We start from the raw sequence: 19,994 nt of genomic DNA on the forward strand, positions 1-19,994 counted from the left end.
TCTCCCACGATGAGCGCGCAAAGTGCCACTTACTGGTAGAGCTGGTTCTTCCCGATGTATTGCACGACGCCGTCCGGAACCAGATACCAGACTGGCCTCCCCTGTTCTGACCGTTCCCGGCAGTCGGTCGATGAAATCGCCATCGCTGGAATCTCAATCAGATGCACGCGCCGCTGAATTTCCTCCGGAAGCATGTCCTCGCTGAGCTCGTAACCGGGGCGCGTCACGCCGACAAATTCCGCGAGCTCAAACATGTGCTCCCAGTCGCGCCACGACATAATCGAGCTCAGCGCGTCCGCTCCCGTGATGAAGTACAGCTGCGCGTTGGGAAACTGCTCGCGGAGATCACGCAGCGTGTCCATCGTGTAGGTGGGCCCTCCCCGGTCAATGTCGACGCGAGAGACAGAGAACCGCGGATTTGACGCTGTGGCGATCACCGTCATCAAATACCTGTCTTCAGCGGCAGTAATTGTGCGTCCCGCCTTCTGCCACGGGTTACCTGTGGGCACAAACACCACCTCGTCGAGCTGGAAGCGGTCCGCGACCTCACTCGCGGCGACGAGGTGCCCATGGTGGATGGGGTCGAAGGTGCCGCCCATGATGCCAATGCGCGCGGCATCATCCAACGAGTCTGCAAAAGCGTCGTCCATGCTGCTTAGCGTACGCGGGACGTCGTTCGTATGATGCCATGACTCCGCTTTTCTGACCGGACCGCGGTAACTGGCCTAGTAGCGGACTTGGTCCACGAACCTGCCGAACGAGTCCGATACCTGGTTGTCCCACCGGGAGCTCCAGATGAAGTAGCGCCCGTGATTACCGCCGTTTCCCTGAGAAGCGCGCAGCGTTTGCACGGAAAGGTCGCAGACACCATCGAGGGGCAGGCAGTAGTTCACGCGGTTGCCAGTGCCAGCGGCCGTGCGGGAGTTAAACGGCAGGAATCCGAGAATGCCACCCGCGCCACCGCCCGGCACGCCAACGGTGGACGGGTCACCGGCAGCGGTATTCGGATTGCCAAAGTAGACCACACCGGCGAGCTGGCCGCGCCGCGCGAGCTCACGCTCGTGCTCAAGCATGATCATCGCGCCCTGGGAGTATCCCGACAGGATGTACTGCGGGTGGCAGCCCGTCGTGGCTTCGTACCCGTTGATCATGGCCATCACGCCAGTGCGACCAACCTGCACAGAGTCGAGGAACTCGTTCCCGGCGCGCATCGCCATGCGGAGCACGGGGACGGAGTATTGCATTGCGAGGCTAAACGCCTGCAGCGCTGTCGTCGGTGCAATGACGTTGGGGACCTCATACTCGGGGTACACAGCCGGGTAGAAACGCGGCTCAAGGCCGAGTACTTCGACGTCCTTCATCAGGGAATTGCCGCCGTGCGTGGCCGCGTAACGCCCCTCAGCGTGGCGGAGGAAGGCACGGATCGTCTGCCCTTCCCAGCCGTTCGACACCCACGGCGCCTGCGGGGAGTAGCTTGTGCGGAAAATCTGGTCGTTTTGTCCGGACCCGCGTGCGGCAACAAAGGCGACGGCTGGGCATCGGTGCTGCGCTTCGGCCTTTGGGGGCGGGCTCAGCGGAGTCGCGACAACGGTAATTGCGGCAACCAGGGCGATGACAATCGCGCAGAGGCGAGCGCGGAGATTGGCATGAGAATTTAACACGCCAATGAGCATATAGTCAGTTGCCGTCAATGTCTCATTACGATCACGGGCGGGTCTGACCAGCCCCCTCCAAGATCCACTTTGTGCTGGTCAGCTCGGGAAGCGCCATCGGTCCGCGCGCGTGCAACTTCTGGGTCGAGATACCAATCTCTGCGCCCATTCCGTATTCAAAGCCATCAGTAAAGGCAGTCGAAGCGTTCAGCACGACTGCCGCAGCATCGACCGAATCGGCAAACTGCTGCAGCGTCGACGCGTTCAGCGACGCGATCGCCTCGGTGTGCCCGCTGCTGTACGCAGCGATGTGCTGAATCGCACCGTCGACGCTCTCAACCACGGCGCACGCAATGTCCATCGAAAGGTACTCCTCAGCCCAATCAGCCTCGGTAGCCTCAATAATTCCTTGCGCCTGAAACGCGCCAAGCTTTTCGACGTCGCCGTGCACCGTCACCCCCGCTTCCTGCAATGATTGGACGATTCGGAGTTTGTCTGCGTCCGGGAGCGCGACGTCGATAAGCACTGTCTCCGTCGCGTTACATACGGAGCACCGGCGGGTTTTGCCATTCAGAAGCATTGCGATGGCGTCGTCGAGTTGGGCGTCACGGTCAATGTAAAAGTGACAATTGCCGGTACCGGTCTCAATAGTCGGAACAGTGGCGTTTTGAACGACTGCATCGATAAGCGCCGCGCTACCGCGCGGAATAACAACGTCCACCAGACCGCGCGCGGTGATGAGCTCCTGCACCGAATCGTGGCTTTCACACGGCAGGAGTTGCACCGCTTCGCGCGGAAGGTCGAACTGGTGGAGGGCGTCCTGGATAATGTTCACCAAGGCGGAGTTGGAATGAACCGCCGACTTCGAGCCCCGCAAAAGCGCAGCGTTGCCTGCCTTCAACGCCAACCCGAATGCGTCAACGGTGACGTTGGGCCGCGCTTCGTAGACCATGCCCATCACCCCGAGTGGAACGCGAACCTGTCGCATGCGGATGCCGTTAGGCATCGTATGCCCTCGGAGCACCTCGCCGATGGGATCGCTGAGGTTCGCCACCTGCTCTAGGCCGGCGGCCATCGCCTTGACACGCTGTTGGCCGAGTGACAGGCGGTCCACCATCGCCTCTGACATACCGGTGGCGCGCGCCGCCTCGACGTCCTTCTCGTTGGCTGCCAGGATTTCGTCCGCTCGCTCCACTAGAGCACCCGCGGTAGCAATGAGAACGCGGTTCTTCACCGCGGTCGATATTTTCGCAAGCAGCGGCGCGACCCGCTTCGCTTCACGCGCGAGTTCCTCCACAGACACCGTTTCGTCACCGGATTGGGCAGTGCCATCCGCTGTTGTGTTTCCACTCATCCTAGTATCCCGCCTCGACGTCGACTTCGGTGCTCATCGATTCGCCCGCGGCAAATAACTCCCAGTTTCTGGCCGCAAGCGCGCCAACCCGGCGGGCCATGAAGCGCGGAATGTTCGCAGTGTGGGGTGTAATCACCACATTATCCATCTCCCAGAGCGGATGGTCTGCAGGCAGCGGTTCGGGGTCCGTCACATCCAAGCCGGCACCCGCAATAGCGCCGTCTTGCAGGGCTGTTGTCAGCGCCTCCGTATCAATCAGCGCTCCCCTCCCTACGTTGACGATCACCGCGTTATTCCGCATCTTCGCCAGCACCGTGGCATCAACCAAGTGCCGAGTTTCCGGAGTCAGTGGCGCCAGGAGAACGACACAGTCGGATTCGGACCACACAACTTCCATCGCTTCGACATCCCCCATGGCAACGGTGCGATCAGCCCCACTGACGTCACGGCCTGACCGATTCACCGCGGTAATTTCGACGCCGAACGGCGCGGTAAATTCGATGAGCTTCTTCCCGATGCCACCCGCGCCGATGATCGCGAGCTTCTTCGCGTCAAAAAGGTACTCAGTTTCGCCAAAGAGTTGCTCCTGGTTCCACTCGCGAGACACTGCCTTGTGGCGGTGGAGCACAGCGAGGAGCAGTGCCAGCGTCGCTTCTGCAACCGTGTCGTCGTAGATTCCAGCTGCGTTGGCGAAACGGACACCGCACCCAGCGTGGCGGGCAAGAATTCCAGCTTCAAGCAGCTGCTCAACACCCGCGTAACCAATCTGCACGACCTTGACGCTTTCCGGCAGTTCAGCGGGGAAATCCGACGCTCCGCCGCGGAAGATTAGCAAGTCAGGGTTCTCCGAAAGGTCGACCATTTCATGACCAGCTGCGCGCAGGTGGTCCGCGGACTCTTTCCACGGTGAGGGCAAAAATGCGTACTTCATGCCCCCACAGTAATCGCTACAGGCGGCTCGCGTACTGAGAAAGGTAGTCCGCATGCACTACCGGCCGACGCTTGTTTTCTTCCAGCTCGGTAGTGTGCTTGCCCAACATCCCATGGAGTTCTGCAGCATCAAATGCAACTTCACCGCGCCCAACGACCTCGGAGTCAGGGCCGAGGATCTCTACAATGTCGCCTGCGTGAAAATCGCCCTCGACATCAGTAATACCCACCGCGAGCAAACTCGTCCCACCCCGAGTCACCGCGTCAACCGCGCCGGCGTCCAAGCGCAGCACGCCCTCTGCGTCTGCAGCATAGAGCGCCCAGAACTTCCACGCCCGTAACTGCGATTCCGGTCGTGTATGGAATACCGTCCCGCAATCGGCCGGACCGAGCGCCTGGTCAATATTGCTTGCCGACGTCAACAACACCGGTACCCCACCCCGCGCCGCGAGCCGTGCCGCCGACACTTTGGCCGCCATACCCCCGGTTCCGAACGCGCCTCCGTCGCCCGCAGCGACTCCCTCAAGGTCGCGGCCACTGCGAACCTCACTGATGAACGTTGCATTGGGGTCGGAGGGGTTTCGGTCATACAACCCGTCGACGTCGGACAAGAGCACGAGTGCGTCCGACGAAGTCAGCGTGGCTACGATGGCCGAGAGCCTGTCGTTATCACCAAATCGCATTTCTGTCGTGGCGACCGTATCGTTCTCGTTCACGATTGGCACCGTGCCAAGCTGCCGCAGCCGGTCAATGGTCCGCTGCGCGTTGCGCGCACGCTCGCGTGCCCCTGCGTCTGCTTGCGTCAGCAGCACCTGGCCGGTGGTTCGCCCGTAGCGTGCAAAAGACGACCCCCAAGCCTGAGCAAGATGGACTTGTCCCACTGCTGAGGCGGCCTGCTTGGTCGCCAGATCGCGCGGACGCTGGTGCAGACCCAGCGGCTTGCAGCCGGCCGCAACAGCACCAGACGAGACGACGATGATGTCTGTTCCCGTGCTCATACGTGCATGCATTGCATCCACGAGCGCGTCGATTTTCGCAGTGCTGACTGCCGAATCCTCATTGACTAAGGAACTCGAACCAATCTTCACCACGACCCGGCGCGCCGCAGCAATTTGTGCACGCAGCTGGGATTCAGAGGCCATGGGTTGCTAGCCCTCCCAGCGCTTCCGCTCGGCTTCTTCACCGTCGCCGTAATCAAACTCATCGATCAGGCCACGGCGAGCCTGCGAGGCACGCTTGCGTTCTGCCGCGGAGACGCGATTCGTGTCGTAGAGGCGAGCGTCGCCACCGCGGCCAGCAAGTGTCGGGTCGCCGCCACGCATCGGTTCCCAATCAAACGAGATTTCACCGATCGTGACCGTATCGCCCTCCTTGGCGCCGATCCGACGGAGCTCGTCCTCAACACCAGCCTTTTCCAGACGGTCGGAGAGATAGCCCACTGCCTCGTCGTTGTCAAAGTCGGTTTGCCGGATCCATCGCTCAGCTTTCTCGCCCGTAACAATCCAGCCCTCGGGGTACAGCGGATCGCGCTCGACAGTGATGCCGGAACCGGACCGCCCATTTCTCCCCACTGCGCGTGGTCGGATGATCTGCGGCTCCGCGCCCAGTGCGTTGCCGCTCGCACCGGCGGCCTTTCGAGCTGCTTTACGCTGCGCGTCACGCGACTTCTTCACAACGTCCCACATCGCCCACTTCAGCTCTTCGAGCCCCGCGCGAGTCACTGTGGACACGAAGTACACCGGCCAATCAAACTTGTCCTTGATGTCACTGAGCAGGAACTCTGCAAGCTCCGCCGCGTCGGGAATATCCAACTTGTTCAGCACGATGACCCTTGGCCGTTGGCGAAGGTCCCCGAGCCCGGAATCATGGTCGAGTGCCTCGGCGTAGCTATCAAGCTCGGCCTCGAGTGCTTCAATATCCGAGATCGGATCGCGCCCAGGCTCAAGTGACGCAACATCGACCACGTGAACGAGCACGGCGGTTCGCTCGATGTGGCGAAGGAAATCAAGACCGAGCCCCTTCCCTTCGCTGGCACCCGGAATAAGTCCCGGCACGTCGGCGATGGTAAACGTGTCGTCGCCGACGTCGACCACGCCGAGATTGGGCGCAAGTGTGGTGAACGGGTAGTCCGCAATTTTCGGCTTCGCAGCGGACAGTACTGAAATGAGGGATGACTTACCGGCCGATGGGAAACCCACCAAGCCCGCATCTGCGACAGACTTCAGCTCAAGAATGAGATCATGCGCTTCACCAGGTTCCCCCTTCAGTGCGAACCCCGGGGCCTTCCTCTTCGCGGTGGCCAGTGCTGCATTACCCAGCCCGCCAAAACCGCCTTCTGCGGCAATAAACTTCGTCCCCGGGACGGTGAGGTCGGCGAGTATCTCGCCATCTTCACTGCGTACGACAGTGCCGACGGGCACGTGGAGGATAAGGTCTTCGCCCCGGGCGCCATTGCGGTGATCGCCCTCGCCGTTTGCACCACGTTCAGCCTTCACATGGGGCCGGTACTGAAAGTCGAGCAGCGTGTGCACCTGGGTCGACACCTCGAGGACAATGTCCCCACCGTGTCCACCGTTGCCGCCGTCCGGCCCACCGAGTGGCTTGAACTTTTCGCGGTGCACGGAGACACAACCGTGCCCACCGTCGCCCGCTTGCAGGTGCAGAACCGCACGATCAACAAACTGCGCCATGGTTACGCCCGCCTTTCCGTGATTTCGTGCTTCTCACTTGCAGGGTACCGGGTCGGGTATCGACTACTCGCCGATACCCGCCACCGCGCGAACGGTGTCGTCTGAAATTCGACGAAGCTCCTCACCGGACACATTGTTCTGACTGATCCACAGCTTGTGCTGGTGCTCCAGCCGGTCTGCAAAATTGCGGGCCCAGCGGCCGTTGCTTCGCTCCGCAGGCGGAAGTGCTTCGTAGGCTGCGACGACAGTATCGGTGAGCAAGTCAGCGTCGACAAGCCAGCCCCTGCCGGTGATGCTTGCTTCCACAATGCGCGCGACGTCGACGGGCGAGTAATCGGGGAACTCAATGGAGTTCGGGATACGCGAACGCAAGCCTGGGTTTGCATTCATGAACTCGTCCATCTCCTTGGTGTAACCGGCAAGAATGGCGATGAACTTGCTCCGGTCATTCTCCAGGCGAGGGAGCAGTGTCTCTACGGCTTGCAGACCGAAATCGTTAGCGCCGCCTGCTGCGGTGAGCTGGTACGCCTCGTCGATGAATAGGACGCCGCCGAGCGCCTCATCCAGCGCACGGGTGGTCTGTTTTTCAGTCGCGCCAATCACCGATCCGACGAGGTCAGAGCGCGTGACTTCCTTGACAGTGGGGGATTCCAGAATACCGAGTGCGTGAAAAATTTCCGCCACGATACGCGCAACGGTCGTTTTGCCAGTACCCGGGTTGCCAGAAAAGACCATGTGGTAGGTCGGCGACGACGTCTGCAGACCTTGTGCTTCGAGGCGCTGATTCGTTTCCGCGACGCGCACCAATTCGGCCGCCCACTGCTTGACCTCTTCGAGGCCAATCAGGCTCTCCAGCTGATCCAACAGCTCTTCGACACGCTGGCCACTCGATTCTCCGCCCGAAACCGCGCGAATATCGGCGTCAGTCACGCTGGTGATTTCCTCATTCGTCACCTTCGACAGATCACCCGCGTATTCGCGTGCGAGTCGACTACTAATGGAGCTGATGAGCTTATCCTCGAAGTTTCTCGCCCAACGGCCATTCGAACCGTCGCCGGAACGTCGATACTGACGTCGGATCGCCGAATGCAACGCCTCCTCATCAAAGGTGTAGCCCTTCTTTGCCAAGCTCGCCGCACCGATCTGTGCAAGCTCGTCGGCGGAGTAGTCCTCAAAGTCAAACCGGTTCGGAATGCGGGACTTCAAACCGGGGTTCATTGAGAGGAAGTCCTGCATTTTGTCTGTGTAACCTGCAAAGATAATCACGATGTCTTCGCGGTTGTTCTCCATAAATGTCAGGATCGCATTCACGGCTTCCTTGCCAAAGTCGTTGCCTCCCTCAGAGTGAAGGTCGTAGGCCTCGTCCACAAAAAGGACGCCGCCGCGGGCTTCTTCAAGCACTTTGTTCGTCTTCTGGGCGGTGCCACCAATGTGCTCCGCAACGAGGTCCGCACGTCCAACCTCGACGAAAGTGTTCGTGCGCACTGCTCCTGCGCTATACAGCGCCTGGCCAAGAAGGCGAGCGACGGTCGTTTTACCTGTACCCGGATTACCGAGGAACATGGAGTGCATAACCACAGGCTCGGACGCGAGGCCAAGCTCATTGCGGCGCTGATTGAATTTCACGCGGTCCATAAAGGAGGCGATCTGCCGCTTCACGCTCGCAAGGCCGATGAGCTCGTTGATCTGCGCCATCGGATCGCCAGGTGCCGAGGCGACAGCCCCAGCAGCGCCGCTTCCTTGGGAACTTCCGCTGACTTGACCGCTCTTCCCCGAGTTTGCTGACGTGGGCCCGTTAACCGGCGTGGGCGCTTGGACCTGCTTCCATTGTCCATCGACGCTTTCGAATACGGCAGCAACGTCGACGTCCACCTGGCTGCCATTTTGGGAGTAGATTGCAATCTGCGCGCCCTGCGTGAGCTTTGTATCTTCGACGCTGAGCACGGAGCCATTGACCAGAAACTCACCGTAGGAGGCAAAGAGAGTGAGCTCATCGAACTCGCCTCGACTGCCGTTTTGGAGGACGAGCTGGCGGAAGTTTGCCATCGACGGGTGGAGCACCAAGGAACCAGATAGCCGCGAGTTTTCAGCCATGATCGAGAACGCTCGCGTGTTTTCAAATACGGCCAGCACACCGTCGAGAATCTGCGACCACCCGAGAAATGACCGCTTGGCCACAAGTTCCCCTCCGCTCACCGAGAGCGTCGCATTTGTTACACCCGCGGGAGATTCAACAATCGCATCCTCAAGCAAGAGCCTTCTGCCCCTGGCAAAAATGGCGGGCATATTGCTCGACCGTTGCGCGGTGACGACACGCGTACGAACTAGCTCGCCAAACGACTGGTCAAACACGTTGAAGCAATTTTGCCCATCTGCCTGCAGAATCGTTGCGTCCTCAATGCGCACGGTGCCGCCGTTTTTCGCGCAAAGCGCGCCGGTGACCGCGATCGTGGTTTCGTCGCGACCAGCCCCTCGAATTGTGAAGTGCCGCATCTTTTCCGGCACCGACTGCATCCGGTACTCCCCGGCTTCAAGAATCACCGTCGCCTCTGGCGCAAGCCTTGGGGCTACAACGCGGTCAAAGTCCGCACCTTCGGAAGCACTCCACCGAACTTCTGTTTCGTCAGCGCTCTCCCGCTCCACGACGCATGAGCTCTGATCAACATCAACCGTCGCGCCACCGGAAGCCTTGACGGTAATGCGCTCTCCAGTTTGGCTGCTCATCTGCGGAATCCGGACCGTAGCGTCCTTCACAAAGATCTCGGGGCGGCTCGTATCGACGTGCGCGCGCTGCCCCTCGAGCACACCTCCGCCAGCGACAGCTGCAATTCTCTTACCTGCCGGAGTCTTGATGGCTACGCCTTCGCCGAGGTGGGCACGTCCGCCCTTATTAATGATGAGGGTCCCCACTGTGGACGAAGCGATCGTTGCACTCACATTTGAAAGAATTTCGAGCGCGTCGGTGTGGGATCGTTCAACTGCGATTTGAGCATTTTGCGCGCCAAGGATCGCCTTCTTGGCGTCGCTGCCACGTACATCAGAATTCACCACGTTGAGCTGCGCATCTTTGACCCCGACAGCAGGGTACGTCGAAACTGCCGGGATTCGCACAGTGCAGTAGCTCAGGGTTGCTTGTCCACGGTTACAAATGACGGCGTTAGCCTCATTCGGCCCCATCACGCTCACACCAACTAATGCCGCACCATCGGCAAGTACGACGCGACCGTGGAAGATTACACCCCGACCACTCGCCTGCACGGTGCGCCCCACAACGCGAAGTGTTCCGACTGAGTACTCCCCAGGTGTTACCGTCAGTGTTCCACCCAAAGGAAGCTGCTCAAGTAGGGTTGCGAGATCATCGTGCGTGGTTGCCTGCATCTACACTCCTTTTCGCGAATTCTGCTCCACTTTACGTCAGCCCCGCATGCTTGTGCGCCCACTATGCATTTTCGCAACCCCTTGACAACCCGCACAACGTTTCGGTAGTTTCGCCGTATGGACTACTCAAACGAAATTAGCAACTACTTTATGTTCCGTCGCAATGGCATCAAACTCGCCGAGTGGGTTGCCAGATCAAATAAAACACTCGGCGAGCTCGTTCAACTAGGGATGCCAGAGGACTACGCGATGGATGTGCTCGACCTCGCGGAGCTGCTCTTTCGCCCGGTAGTGCACACGAGATACCAGAAACGGTGCCGAAAGTACGCAGCGAACAACGAACATTGCGTCGAAACTCTAGCGCTCATTTTCCGTGCTTCTCGCAGTATTAAAGATCCGACACAGCGGTGGAAATTCCGCGTAGAACTCTGCAATACTGCAGGTGACACAGACGTTGTCCGTCGCACAGCGCGGAGAATCAAGAAGGCATATAAACCGACCCAGAGCCCCCAGGACGGGGTGCGAGTAAGGCGCTCCGGCGCGAAGACGACTGTGACGTTTACAGGCGATTCCAGCGCTCTAGAGGATGTCGTCAATACGCTCAGGAGCGGCACCAATAAAACCGGTGATCCACTTGATCCAATTCTTTGGCTGTGCGGAAAAAGGCAGGATCACTCGGCAGAAGATCGCGCGCACGCGGTTATGCCGATGAGTGACTTGCAGGCCATTATGAAAGGAAGCGCCTGTTCCACCGGGGTGCGGCTCGCGGATGGATCAGTAGTTCACGGATCCGATTTCGCCGACCGCGAGTTGATCTCATTAGGCCGCATTACGCTTGTAGCCGAGGGATATGGCCCTCCAGGTCACACCACCGTTCCGGCAGATTCTCCAGGCATGCAAAAAGCCGCGTAGCCCCGAAATCGGGGCCACGCGGCCTAGCGTGTTGCCAACTTTGGCTTACGCGGTGGCTTCGTCCTCAACGACGCCTGCAGCTTCTGCCTGCTCCAGGACCTCGGAGGCGACGCCCTCACCATCGGCCGGGATGATGTTCACGATGCGACGCTTACGCTTGATGCCGAACTGGACAGCGCCCGGCTTCAGCGCGAACAGGGTATCGTCGCCGCCACGGCCGACGTTGTCGCCCGGGTGGAACTTGGTACCGCGCTGACGGACGAGGATCTCGCCGGCCTTGACCTGCTGGCCACCAAAGCGCTTCACGCCGAGGCGCTTGGACTCAGAGTCACGACCGTTCGAGGAGCTGGATGCACCCTTCTTGTGTGCCATTTGTCTATCTCCTTAAAAGTAAGTCTTACTTGATGCCAGTGATCTTGACCGTGGTCAGCTGCTGGCGGTGGCCCTGGCGGACCTTGTAACCGGTCTTGTTCTTGTACTTGAGGATGTCGATCTTCTTGCCCTTGCCGTGCTCGACGATCTCAGCCTCAACATTGACCTTGGACAGTGCGTCTGCGCCGGAGGTGACGTCTGCGCCATCAACGAGAAGGATCGGGGTGAGTGCAACCTTGTCGCCTGCTTCACCCTCCAGCTTCTCGACCTTGACGAGGTCGCCTTCGGCAACCTTGTACTGCTTGCCGCCGGTCTTGACGATCGCGTACATAGAGGGTTACCCCTTATCTCTACTCGCGCATCCGCCGGCATGCTTCGGTGGACGCATGGAACTACATTTCAGTGCTTCAGGACCTGATCGATCCGCCGTGCCCGCATGCTTGGGCAACGAGGCGGCACGCCCCAAAAACAACGACTGCCAAAGACTACACCGAGCCGGGGCGTTTCTCCAAACCGCGACCTGGGGCGCTGTGCCTCAACGACCTCGGGCGCTAGGAGCGGCGCTTGCGCGCGGCCCGTCGGCGGCCGCGCCGGCTTCGCTGGCGTCCTGCCTCCTCACCATGCTGCTCCGAGTCCTTGTCCTTACCTTCGTGTCCACGGGTGCCGCGTTGGTGGCTGGTGTCCTCGCGGGCGCCGGCATTGCGAGGGTTACGCCCGCCATCTTGTCGGGGGTTGGGCGCGGAACCGTCCTCGGACGACTCACTCCGATTCGTCCGCCGTACCGCTCGACGGCGACGACGGCCTCCAGAGGCATCACGGGAAGTTTCGGCGCTCCCACGCTTTCCCGTCGATTCACCGGCGTTCGCCCCTCGGTCTTGCGTACCAGATTGATCCGTCGTGCCTCGCCTTACAGGTTGCTGGGCTTCACTCGCCTGCGGATCGTCGTCCCACTCGTTGCGTTGTGGCCGTTGATCGGAGCGAGAGTTGCCCCGTGTCTTCCGTCGACGCCGCGGTGACTTCTCAAAGTCCGCCACTGCATCTTCAAAGCTCTGCCGCGAGTTGCCAGTGTTCTCGTTTTCTCCCTGCGCAGGAGCTTCAGTCTCGATCGAGGAACTGCGGGTTGCTGCTCTCCGAGCGCTGCGACGCTTCTTGGATCGCCCTGCTCGCGAGGTTCGCTGCGCCGGCGCGTCTTCATGATCGTTGTCGTCGTCGGCATCCCCGAAAGGTCCGCCCGACGCCTCAACTGGCTTCGAGTGCTCGGCCTTCGCATTCTTTCGCTGCGCTTGACGTCGCCTGCGCCTGTTGCGTCCACCACGCTCATTGCCACCATCGGACTGCTGAGTTTCACTTCCGGCCTCGTTGACGCCGTCGTTCTCTGCTGGCTCCGAGCTAAGAACAGTGTTTTCCTCACTGCCGCGCTGATCTCGGTGCTCCTCGGCGTCTGATGCGGTCTGTTCAGGCGCTTGCAAACGATTTCGGCCACGACCTCGACCGGAGCCGCGACGACCGCGTCGCCTCGACGAAGTCTTCGGCTCGTCCTCCTTCTCCTTTTCTGCCGCCACAACGGCATCCGCCAATTCGTCGATGGCCTCGTCATCCAGCGCCTTCTCTACGGGTTTCGGTGCCTCGGAGAGCGCAGAATGCATCGCTCTGGCCGCAGGGTGCTGCCCGGTCGGGAGTCGCCTGGAATCGACGCGCCCGTATCGCGCTCGCTTCTCTTCAACAACTGGATCTTCGGTCAGCAGAATGCCTCGACCGTCGCAGCAGTGGCAGGGTACGGAGAACGTCTCAAGAAGACCATTCCCAAGACGCTTTCTAGTGAGCTGTACCAAACCCAGAGAAGTTACCTCGGAGACATTGTGGCGGGTGCGGTCGCGCCCCAGTGATTCCTTGAGACGTCGAACAACCAATTCTTGGTTCTCCGGCAGGATCATGTCGATGAAGTCGATGATGATCATGCCGCCGATGTCGCGCAGGCGGATTTGGCGAACAATCTCCTCGGCTGCTTCGAGGTTGTTCTTTGTCACCGTCTCCTCGAGGTTTCCGCCGGATCCGGTGTACTTGCCGGTGTTGACGTCGATAACCGTCAGCGCCTCGGTGTGTTCGATGATCAAGGTGCCACCGGACGGTAGCCACACCTTCCGAGCCAAAGCCTTTTCGAGTTGCTCATCCACGCGGTACGTCTCAAAAGCATCGCGTCCATCGTGCTTCTTGCTGCGGTACTTCTTGACGCGTCCGAGCAAGTCAGGCGCGACGGATTCAACGTACGCGCGAATAGTTTTGTACGACTTCTTGCCGTCAACGATGAGTTTATTGAAGTCTTCGTTAAAAAGATCCCGCACGACCTTGATCAATAGTGCCGGCTCCTCATAAAGGGTCACCGGCTTCGCGCCATGAGACTTCTTCTCACGTTCGGCGAGTTCCTTGATCTCCTCCCACTGGCTGTGAAGGCGCTGCACGTCCGCCGCAATAGCTTCCTCAGTGATGTTTTCGGCAGCGGTGCGGATGATCGCCCCACCCTCCTCAGGTACAACCTTGTGGAGGATCTCCTTCAAGCGCTTACGCTCCGGGGCCGGAAGTTTGCGGGAGATCCCGGCTGTCCGTCCTCCCGGAACATAGACAAGGAACCGCCCCGCCAACGAAATTTGGGTCGTCAGACGGGCGCCCTTATGCCCAACCGGGTCTTTGGTGACCTGAACAACGACCTGGTCGCCGGACTTCAGCGCGTTTTCAATTCGTCGCGCGCGACCCCCGAGTCCAGCAGACTTCCAGTCGATTTCGCCCGCGTACAGCACACCGTTTCGGCCTTGTCCGTAGTCAATAAACGCGGCTTCCATGCTGGGCAGCACGTTTTGCACGCGCCCAAGGTAGATGTTCCCAACCATGGTGACCTGGTCTTCTGTGTCAACAAAGTGCTCAACGAGCAGGCCGTCCTCGAGCACCCCGACCTGTGTCACCATTCCCGTGCCATAGTGCCGCTCGCGGTCCCGCACCACCATGGTGCGCTGCACGGACTCGCGCCGCGCAAGAAACTCTGCCTGGCTGACGATACGCGAGCGCTTACGCTCCTCCGCACTCCGCTCACTGCGACGACGTCGCTTCGCTTCCAGACGAGCCGATCCCTTGATCGCCTTCGGTTCGTCTATCTGCTCAGCCTCTTGCGTATCGACGCCACGCTCTGCACCATCAGCGTTTTCCTGCCCACGTAAATCGCTGGCCTTGCTCGCCTTTGCGTTGCCGCGGTTCCGTTTCTGCCGCCCGCTACGCGCGGAGTCCGCAGAGCCTCCTTCCGCTGTGCGCAAGGTACCGTCCCCAGAATCAGAAGATGAGGCGTCCGAGTCATCCAGTCCGTCGGATCCTTCTGCCACCTCGCGGTCAGCGGCACGGGCAGCTTGCGCTGCACGACGAGCGCGTCGACGCTGCGAACGAGTCGGAGCCTTGAACAGCGGAGCGTACTCGGTGACCGACTCGTCCTCTGGCGCCGGCGTCACGTCAGGTTCCACGTCAGTAAGCGGCTCGTCGGAAGCATCGCCGCTCGGATCCGTGCCCGGTTCATCTGCGGTGGCCAACTCGGCATTGACCTTGTCCTCAATTTGGTGGATCTCGTTCTCTACGTCTTTGCGTACGCGGTGTCGGATCTTCTCGTCCGCGTCGGAAGACTCGTCCCCAGCGTCGCTTGATTGGGGTGCGTTGGTGTCGGGAGACAGTGCGTCGAGAAGCTGCTCGCTCTCCGCGCGAGTGAGCGAGGACTGCGCTACCTTGACTACTCCCATGTCCGACAGCGCAACGACCAGGTCTTTCGAAGGCACGTTGAGCTCTTTGGCCAACTGGAAGACGCGCATCTTGTCCTTGAGGCGAGAGCGGTCAAACGTCGCGTAGGGGTTGACCGTTGGCTCATTGGCTGGCTGTTCGCGCTTCGCAGGAGCCTTCTTTGTTGACTTCTTTGTCGATTTCTTGGCCGGCTTTGTCGACTTCTTCGCCGTCGCCTTCGTGCTGCGGCGCTTCTTTGGCGTGGATTCCTCGTTCTGTGCCACGAACCTATTCTCCTGTTATGCGTCTGCCCGCACAGCTTCTGCGCCGGGCACCGGGCGCTGGCATTTCCTGCCGCCGCCGCACAGTGCCGCGCGAATGCGCGGGACTTCAATGTCAAAGTTTGTCAGCACGCGCGGCGTCAACAACGTCAACAACGTGAATATCGTCAAGGACGTCAACGACGCGATGCTTGCCATCTATTGTGGCACAGGCCCCCGCCCCGCGCGTTTACCCCGCCCTGTCCACGGTCAGTCCTCTTGACCAACCGCTAGTGGTTCTCGCTCTGCGGCCCCTCCGCAAGCTCGAGGAAGCGCACAACTCCGCCAATAGTTGTTTCGACGACTGGTTTATCCCAACCCGCAACAACAAGGGATGACCCAACAATTGCTCCGAGAATTGCTTCGCCGTCCGCGTTGGTAACGCCCGCGTACTTGAGCAGTGCGTCGATGGCGTTGACTGCCTCGTAAAACTGCTCTTTGACCATCTCCTGCAACGCGGGTGCCTCGCGCTCGGCATCGACGGTTGCGGAAATAATCCCGCGCACCCAGTCTCGGTGCCCACAGGTCACAAGATCCAGCGTCGCTGCAGCGAGCTCACGCCGATCTTCTCGAATCTTGGGGTCCTTCAGCGCCTCCTCAAGGATCGCCGCCTGTACGGCGTGGAATCGCTCAAAGCACGTCTGGATGAGCTTCTCACGGCTCTCGTAGTAGTAACCAATCGAGCCAACCGGCACCCCAGCACGCGCGGCCACGTGCCGATGAGTGACTGAGGACATTCCCTCCTGCAGGAGAAGATCAATCGTGGCCTTTTCAATAGACGCGCGCTTCGCTTTTGCACGTTCTTGCTCTGGCTTGTCGTTGACCATCTCCGAGCCTTTCTCCGATAAAGCATACGATGGACTCATCGCAGCGTGACGCTTTCCTATGCATTGTGACATATGTATTGAGTCGCAATAAATCATCTGAATGATTTACGAGTTTTGCCCAGGAAAGCATAGAAAAACGCTACCCCAGGATGCGCTCTTCCGGGGGTAGCGTTGTCGAAAGTTTGGTGTGGTTGGTTACTTGTTGGGGAACCAGATGGCGATCTCACGCTCTGCAGATTCCGGGGAATCGGAACCGTGCACCACGTTCTCACCGACGGTCAGCGCGAAGTCGCCACGGATGGTACCCGGGGTCGCCTTCTCCACCGGGTGGGTGCCGCCTGCCAGCTGGCGCCAGGCAGCGATCGCAGACTCGCCCTCAACGATGCCAGCAACCAGCGGCGCAGAGGTGATGAAGTCTACGAGGTCACCGAAGAACGGCTTATCCTTGTGCTCTTCGTAGTGCTTCTCGGCGGTCTCGCGGTCCGCGGTACGCAGATCCATCTCCACCAACTTCAAGCCCTTGCGCTCGATGCGGGAAATGATTTCACCGACGTGCCCGTGGGCAACGCCGTCCGGCTTAATAAGAATCAAAGTACGTTCGGTCATGGACCAGACTCTACCGAAACCTCTCGCACGATGCGCGATGCATCTGCGGGCGTCGCGTCACGTTTCCACAACTGCACCTGCCGAACCGCACCATCTTCATTTCCCTCACGGATCATCCGCATAATTGTCGTACGCTGTTCCGGGTCAAGCGAAAGATCCGGGGCACCCATGTCCTGATACTTCATGTACAGCGCACATGCCAAAGCACCGCCCGCGATCACGATCGCAGCGGCGCCGACCCAACTCGGCCACGCAAACAACGACGCACCAACGGCGACAAGCGACATCACCGCAGCAAGCACCAGCAGGAAGAATCGCATGCCCTCCAAGCTACTAAGATTTAGGGGGATGTACCAGCATGTTCCGCTCCATGAGCTCGCGCTTAGCCAAGGCCTTCCTGACGCACCCGCGTTGACAGACCTGTCCACGGGCACGACGGTGACCTACCGCGAGCTCCGCACACTCGCTAACAACGTCTCGCGCGTACTGGCCCACGCCACAACATCACCCTCCCCCGTCATCGCGGTCCAACTCCCAAACTCGGTGGAGTTTGCGGCCGTGATCCTCGGCATCGCCCAGGCGGGTGCAGCGTCCAGTCTGATCGGCCCGCTACTTCGCAACCATGAAGCGAGACATCTCGCCGAGCTCGCCGGCGCAGACCCACAACTCGGCCTCATCCGGATGGAGCAGGCGCAAGCGCTGATACGCGGCACGACTCCCGCCGGTTGGCCACGCCGCGACGCTGCTAACCACACGCCCGCAGTCAGTGCTGCGAATGCACAAGAGCTCGCCTTCGTTCCGTACTCGTCGGGCACCACGGGGATGCAGAAGGCGGTGGGGTTGACGGGGGCGTCGGTAAGCGCAAACATGACCCAGTTTGCTGCAGCGATTGCACGAAGTGGGGTGGGTACTCACACCCCAACGATGTCGCCGCTGCCCTTCTCACACATCTATGGCTTGACCGCGCTGCTGCTCACCCCGCTCATGCTGGGGCATCACGTGCTCACGATGCAGCGCTTTGATCCGGAGCGCTTTGTGAGCGCGCACCGCGATTTCGCCGTGCAGCTCACATTCATCGCCCCGCCGCTCGCGCGCGTCCTCGAGACCGCCCCGGCCGATGCCTTCAACGCACTCGAACTGATCATCAGCGGCGCGGATCGACTCGACCCCACGGTGGCACGAACGGTGGAGTCGCGACTGGGCGCGAGCGTGATCCAGGGGTACGGAATGACCGAGACGTCGCCGGTCACCTTTGTTGGCGTGCGCGGCGAAACGCCTCCGGACTCGGTGGGGTTCCCGCTCCCCGATACCCGCTTCCGCATCGGTTCCGACGGTGAATTATCCGTCGCCGGGCCACAGCTCATGCGCGGCTACCTCGGGCAAGAGCCGATCGGTGAATGGTTTCAAACCGGGGACCTCGCGCGCGTGGGAACGCACGGCGAGCTCTACATCATCGGACGCGCCAAAGACACGATCAAATACAAGGGCTACCAGATCGCTCCGGCCGAGCTGGAGGCCACGCTGCTCGAGCATGAAGCAATTGTCGACGCCGCCGTCACCCCCTTTGTGCTCAATGGCACCGAGGTCCCCCGCGCCTTCGTCGTGCCCGCACCCTCACCGGCAGCCACGTCTGCCCGCCTCACAGCCGACGGTGTCATGCGGTTCGTGGCTGACCGGGTCGCGCCGTACAAGAAGGTGCGCGTCGTAGATTTTGTCGAAGAGATCCCCCGTAGCGCAGCCGGGAAAATCCTCCGCACCCAGCTGCGCGACCTGCCGCACGCAGACTAGCGCGCCGGGTCTTCTGCAGTGCCCAGGTGCTGGGTAACTAGGTACCCGGCGCGCATACGCTGCAGCATCTCCGAGCGCAGCTTGATGATGAAGAACCACACCACGCCGAACGTGATGCCGACGGCAGTGACGGACCAGTGGATGAAAAACCCGAAGATGAGCGGAATCTGGAGCGCCAGGTCCACCCACAGCATCACCGGCTTCTTCTGGAAGAACGCAACGACCACGTGCGCGAGGCCGATGACGGTGACGTAGACCCAGTTAAACGTGGTCCAGAGCTCCCCGTTCTCAACCTTGAGAATCACGGTGAGGATGAGGAAGATCGTGATCGCTTCCATCACGAGCGTGCCGGAAAGTACGCCGGTCAGGCCTGTCATCGGGTCTTTGACCGGGGCCTTGCCCGGGCCGAGGGGGCTCATATCCGGCTCGCGACGCGCGCCGCGGCGCGAGCGCCGGGTGTTGTTCTGGTCAGCCATGCCCTCATCGTATCGCTGAGAACGGTTGGGCCATAACTGGTGCGCGGTGGCGTCGACAAGCGCTTCGATCAACGCGCCTGGACGCAGTACTCAATTACTCGAGCGGCGACGTCGATTCCCGTCACCTCCGTGAGGGAGGCAAATTGGGCGTTCGAGTTCACCTCGCCGACAAGCGGACTGGACGCATGGAGGAAATCGACCGAGCCAATATCCAGGCCGAGCGCGCCCATCGCTGTGCGTGCAGTGTCCACGAAGTCCGCGGGCGGATCCCACGGCACCGCGCGACCGCCACCGGTCACGTTGGCGCGGAAGTCACCTCCCTGGCCGAACCTTTGCATCGCAGCAACTGGGGTCTCACCAACCATGAAGATGCGGGCGTCGTGGCCGTGGGATTCAGCGATGTATTCCTCCACGATCACGGGCGCAGGATGAGCGGCGCGGAGGAACGCGACCAGCTCCGCGGGGGCGTGGATCAGCTCGACCCCCTGCCCCCACGAGCCGATTGCACGTTTCGCCACGACCGGGTAGCCCAACTGAAGGTCTACGGCAGCGAGAAATTCGCTCTCCTCCCATTCCGCGGCCGATAAGTTCCGGTACGCCAGCGGCGCAGTCAACGTACACGGGTGCGCAATGCCGGCGTGCGAAAGCACCGCGTGCGTGTACGCCTTGTTATCGCACGCAGCGATCGCGGTCGCGGTGTTGATGGTGCGCACCCCCAGCGCTTCGAGCTGTGCGACGACGGCAACGTCTTTGTCCTGGATAAGCGCGACGCGCGGCAGCGGACCGGTGCCCATCGCGGCGACAACCTCATCGCTACTCACTCGCCGCAAATCAAGCCCGACCGCGCCGGCCGCACGCGCAAGAGCGCCGAACTGCCACTCAAACTTGTCCCAGTGCAGCCAGCGGTTGGTCACCAGCCAGGCAGCGTCGCAGCCCACC

General features: G+C 60.7%; 17 protein-coding genes. 2 read left to right on the forward strand and 15 right to left on the reverse strand.

Annotated elements, in window-relative coordinates:
* Positions 1-29: 29 nt before the first annotated feature.
* The 7 genes from nadD to OVO38_RS06855 all read right to left on the reverse strand — a co-directional run bounded on the left by nadD (position 30) and on the right by OVO38_RS06855 (position 10,004).
* Entirely contained in the window at positions 30-650 is a 621-nt protein-coding gene (gene nadD, locus OVO38_RS06825) for a nicotinate-nucleotide adenylyltransferase (RefSeq protein WP_267208059.1), read from the reverse strand.
* 75 nt (positions 651-725) lie between these two features.
* Complete coding sequence (locus OVO38_RS06830; RefSeq protein WP_267208060.1) at positions 726-1,661, reverse strand: cutinase family protein; 936 nt, start codon at positions 1,659-1,661, stop codon at positions 726-728.
* 43 nt (positions 1,662-1,704) lie between these two features.
* Complete coding sequence (locus OVO38_RS06835) at positions 1,705-3,006, reverse strand: glutamate-5-semialdehyde dehydrogenase (RefSeq protein ID WP_267208061.1); 1,302 nt, start codon at positions 3,004-3,006, stop codon at positions 1,705-1,707.
* Position 3,007: 1 nt separating this feature from the next.
* Entirely contained in the window at positions 3,008-3,937 is a 930-nt protein-coding gene (locus OVO38_RS06840) for a D-isomer specific 2-hydroxyacid dehydrogenase family protein (protein ID WP_095535406.1), read from the reverse strand.
* A 16-nt stretch (positions 3,938-3,953) separates the two neighbouring features.
* Positions 3,954-5,078 (reverse strand): glutamate 5-kinase, encoded by a 1,125-nt coding sequence (gene proB, locus OVO38_RS06845; protein WP_095535405.1) that lies wholly within the window; start codon positions 5,076-5,078, stop codon positions 3,954-3,956.
* A gap of 6 nt (positions 5,079-5,084) precedes the next feature.
* Positions 5,085-6,626: a GTPase ObgE gene (obgE, locus tag OVO38_RS06850; RefSeq protein WP_267208062.1), complete on the reverse strand. Its 1,542-nt coding sequence runs from the start codon at positions 6,624-6,626 to the stop codon at positions 5,085-5,087.
* Between the two features lie 63 nt (positions 6,627-6,689).
* Positions 6,690-10,004 (reverse strand): AAA family ATPase, encoded by a 3,315-nt coding sequence (locus tag OVO38_RS06855; RefSeq protein ID WP_267208063.1) that lies wholly within the window; start codon positions 10,002-10,004, stop codon positions 6,690-6,692.
* A 117-nt stretch (positions 10,005-10,121) separates the two neighbouring features.
* Between OVO38_RS06855 and OVO38_RS06860 the strand changes: the two genes are divergently transcribed.
* Positions 10,122-10,916: a hypothetical protein gene (locus OVO38_RS06860; protein WP_133064800.1), complete on the forward strand. Its 795-nt coding sequence runs from the start codon at positions 10,122-10,124 to the stop codon at positions 10,914-10,916.
* Positions 10,917-10,961: 45 nt separating this feature from the next.
* Here the strand turns inward: OVO38_RS06860 and rpmA are convergent, their stop codons facing one another.
* The 6 genes from rpmA to OVO38_RS06890 form a co-directional block, all read right to left on the reverse strand.
* Positions 10,962-11,288, reverse strand: a complete 327-nt coding sequence (rpmA, locus tag OVO38_RS06865; protein ID WP_095275447.1) for a 50S ribosomal protein L27 — start codon at positions 11,286-11,288, stop codon at positions 10,962-10,964.
* Positions 11,289-11,313: 25 nt separating this feature from the next.
* Positions 11,314-11,619: a 50S ribosomal protein L21 gene (gene rplU / locus OVO38_RS06870; RefSeq protein ID WP_095275446.1), complete on the reverse strand. Its 306-nt coding sequence runs from the start codon at positions 11,617-11,619 to the stop codon at positions 11,314-11,316.
* 220 nt (positions 11,620-11,839) lie between these two features.
* Positions 11,840-15,322, reverse strand: coding sequence for a translation initiation factor IF-2 N-terminal domain-containing protein (locus OVO38_RS06875; RefSeq protein WP_267208064.1), 3,483 nt, complete (start codon positions 15,320-15,322; stop codon positions 11,840-11,842).
* 266 nt (positions 15,323-15,588) lie between these two features.
* A complete protein-coding gene (locus OVO38_RS06880; RefSeq protein ID WP_158221619.1) occupies positions 15,589-16,185 on the reverse strand; it encodes a TetR/AcrR family transcriptional regulator in 597 nt (198 codons plus the stop codon).
* 195 nt (positions 16,186-16,380) lie between these two features.
* Positions 16,381-16,791 (reverse strand): nucleoside-diphosphate kinase, encoded by a 411-nt coding sequence (ndk, locus tag OVO38_RS06885; RefSeq protein WP_095535401.1) that lies wholly within the window; start codon positions 16,789-16,791, stop codon positions 16,381-16,383.
* The gene (locus tag OVO38_RS06890) at positions 16,788-17,111 is read right to left on the reverse strand and encodes a hypothetical protein (protein ID WP_158221620.1); all 324 of its coding nucleotides are present in this window, start codon (positions 17,109-17,111) and stop codon (positions 16,788-16,790) included. Before OVO38_RS06890 ends, ndk begins: the two co-directional genes overlap by 4 nt.
* Positions 17,112-17,139: 28 nt before the next feature.
* Between OVO38_RS06890 and OVO38_RS06895 the strand changes: the two genes are divergently transcribed.
* Positions 17,140-18,579, forward strand: coding sequence for a class I adenylate-forming enzyme family protein (locus OVO38_RS06895; protein WP_158221621.1), 1,440 nt, complete (start codon positions 17,140-17,142; stop codon positions 18,577-18,579).
* On the opposite strand, the gene OVO38_RS06900 is transcribed toward OVO38_RS06895, so the two are convergent.
* On the reverse strand, positions 18,576-19,055 hold the full coding sequence (locus tag OVO38_RS06900; protein ID WP_144717354.1) for a DUF4233 domain-containing protein: 480 nt from the start codon (positions 19,053-19,055) through the stop codon (positions 18,576-18,578). The genes OVO38_RS06895 and OVO38_RS06900 overlap by 4 nt on opposite strands.
* A gap of 68 nt (positions 19,056-19,123) precedes the next feature.
* On the reverse strand, positions 19,124-19,993 hold the full coding sequence (locus tag OVO38_RS06905; RefSeq protein ID WP_186439392.1) for an ATP-grasp domain-containing protein: 870 nt from the start codon (positions 19,991-19,993) through the stop codon (positions 19,124-19,126).
* Position 19,994 lies beyond the last annotated feature (1 nt).

This window comes from Corynebacterium sp. Marseille-P8863 (genome assembly GCF_946902955.1).
Lineage (GTDB): Bacteria > Actinomycetota > Actinomycetes > Mycobacteriales > Mycobacteriaceae > Corynebacterium > Corynebacterium gottingense.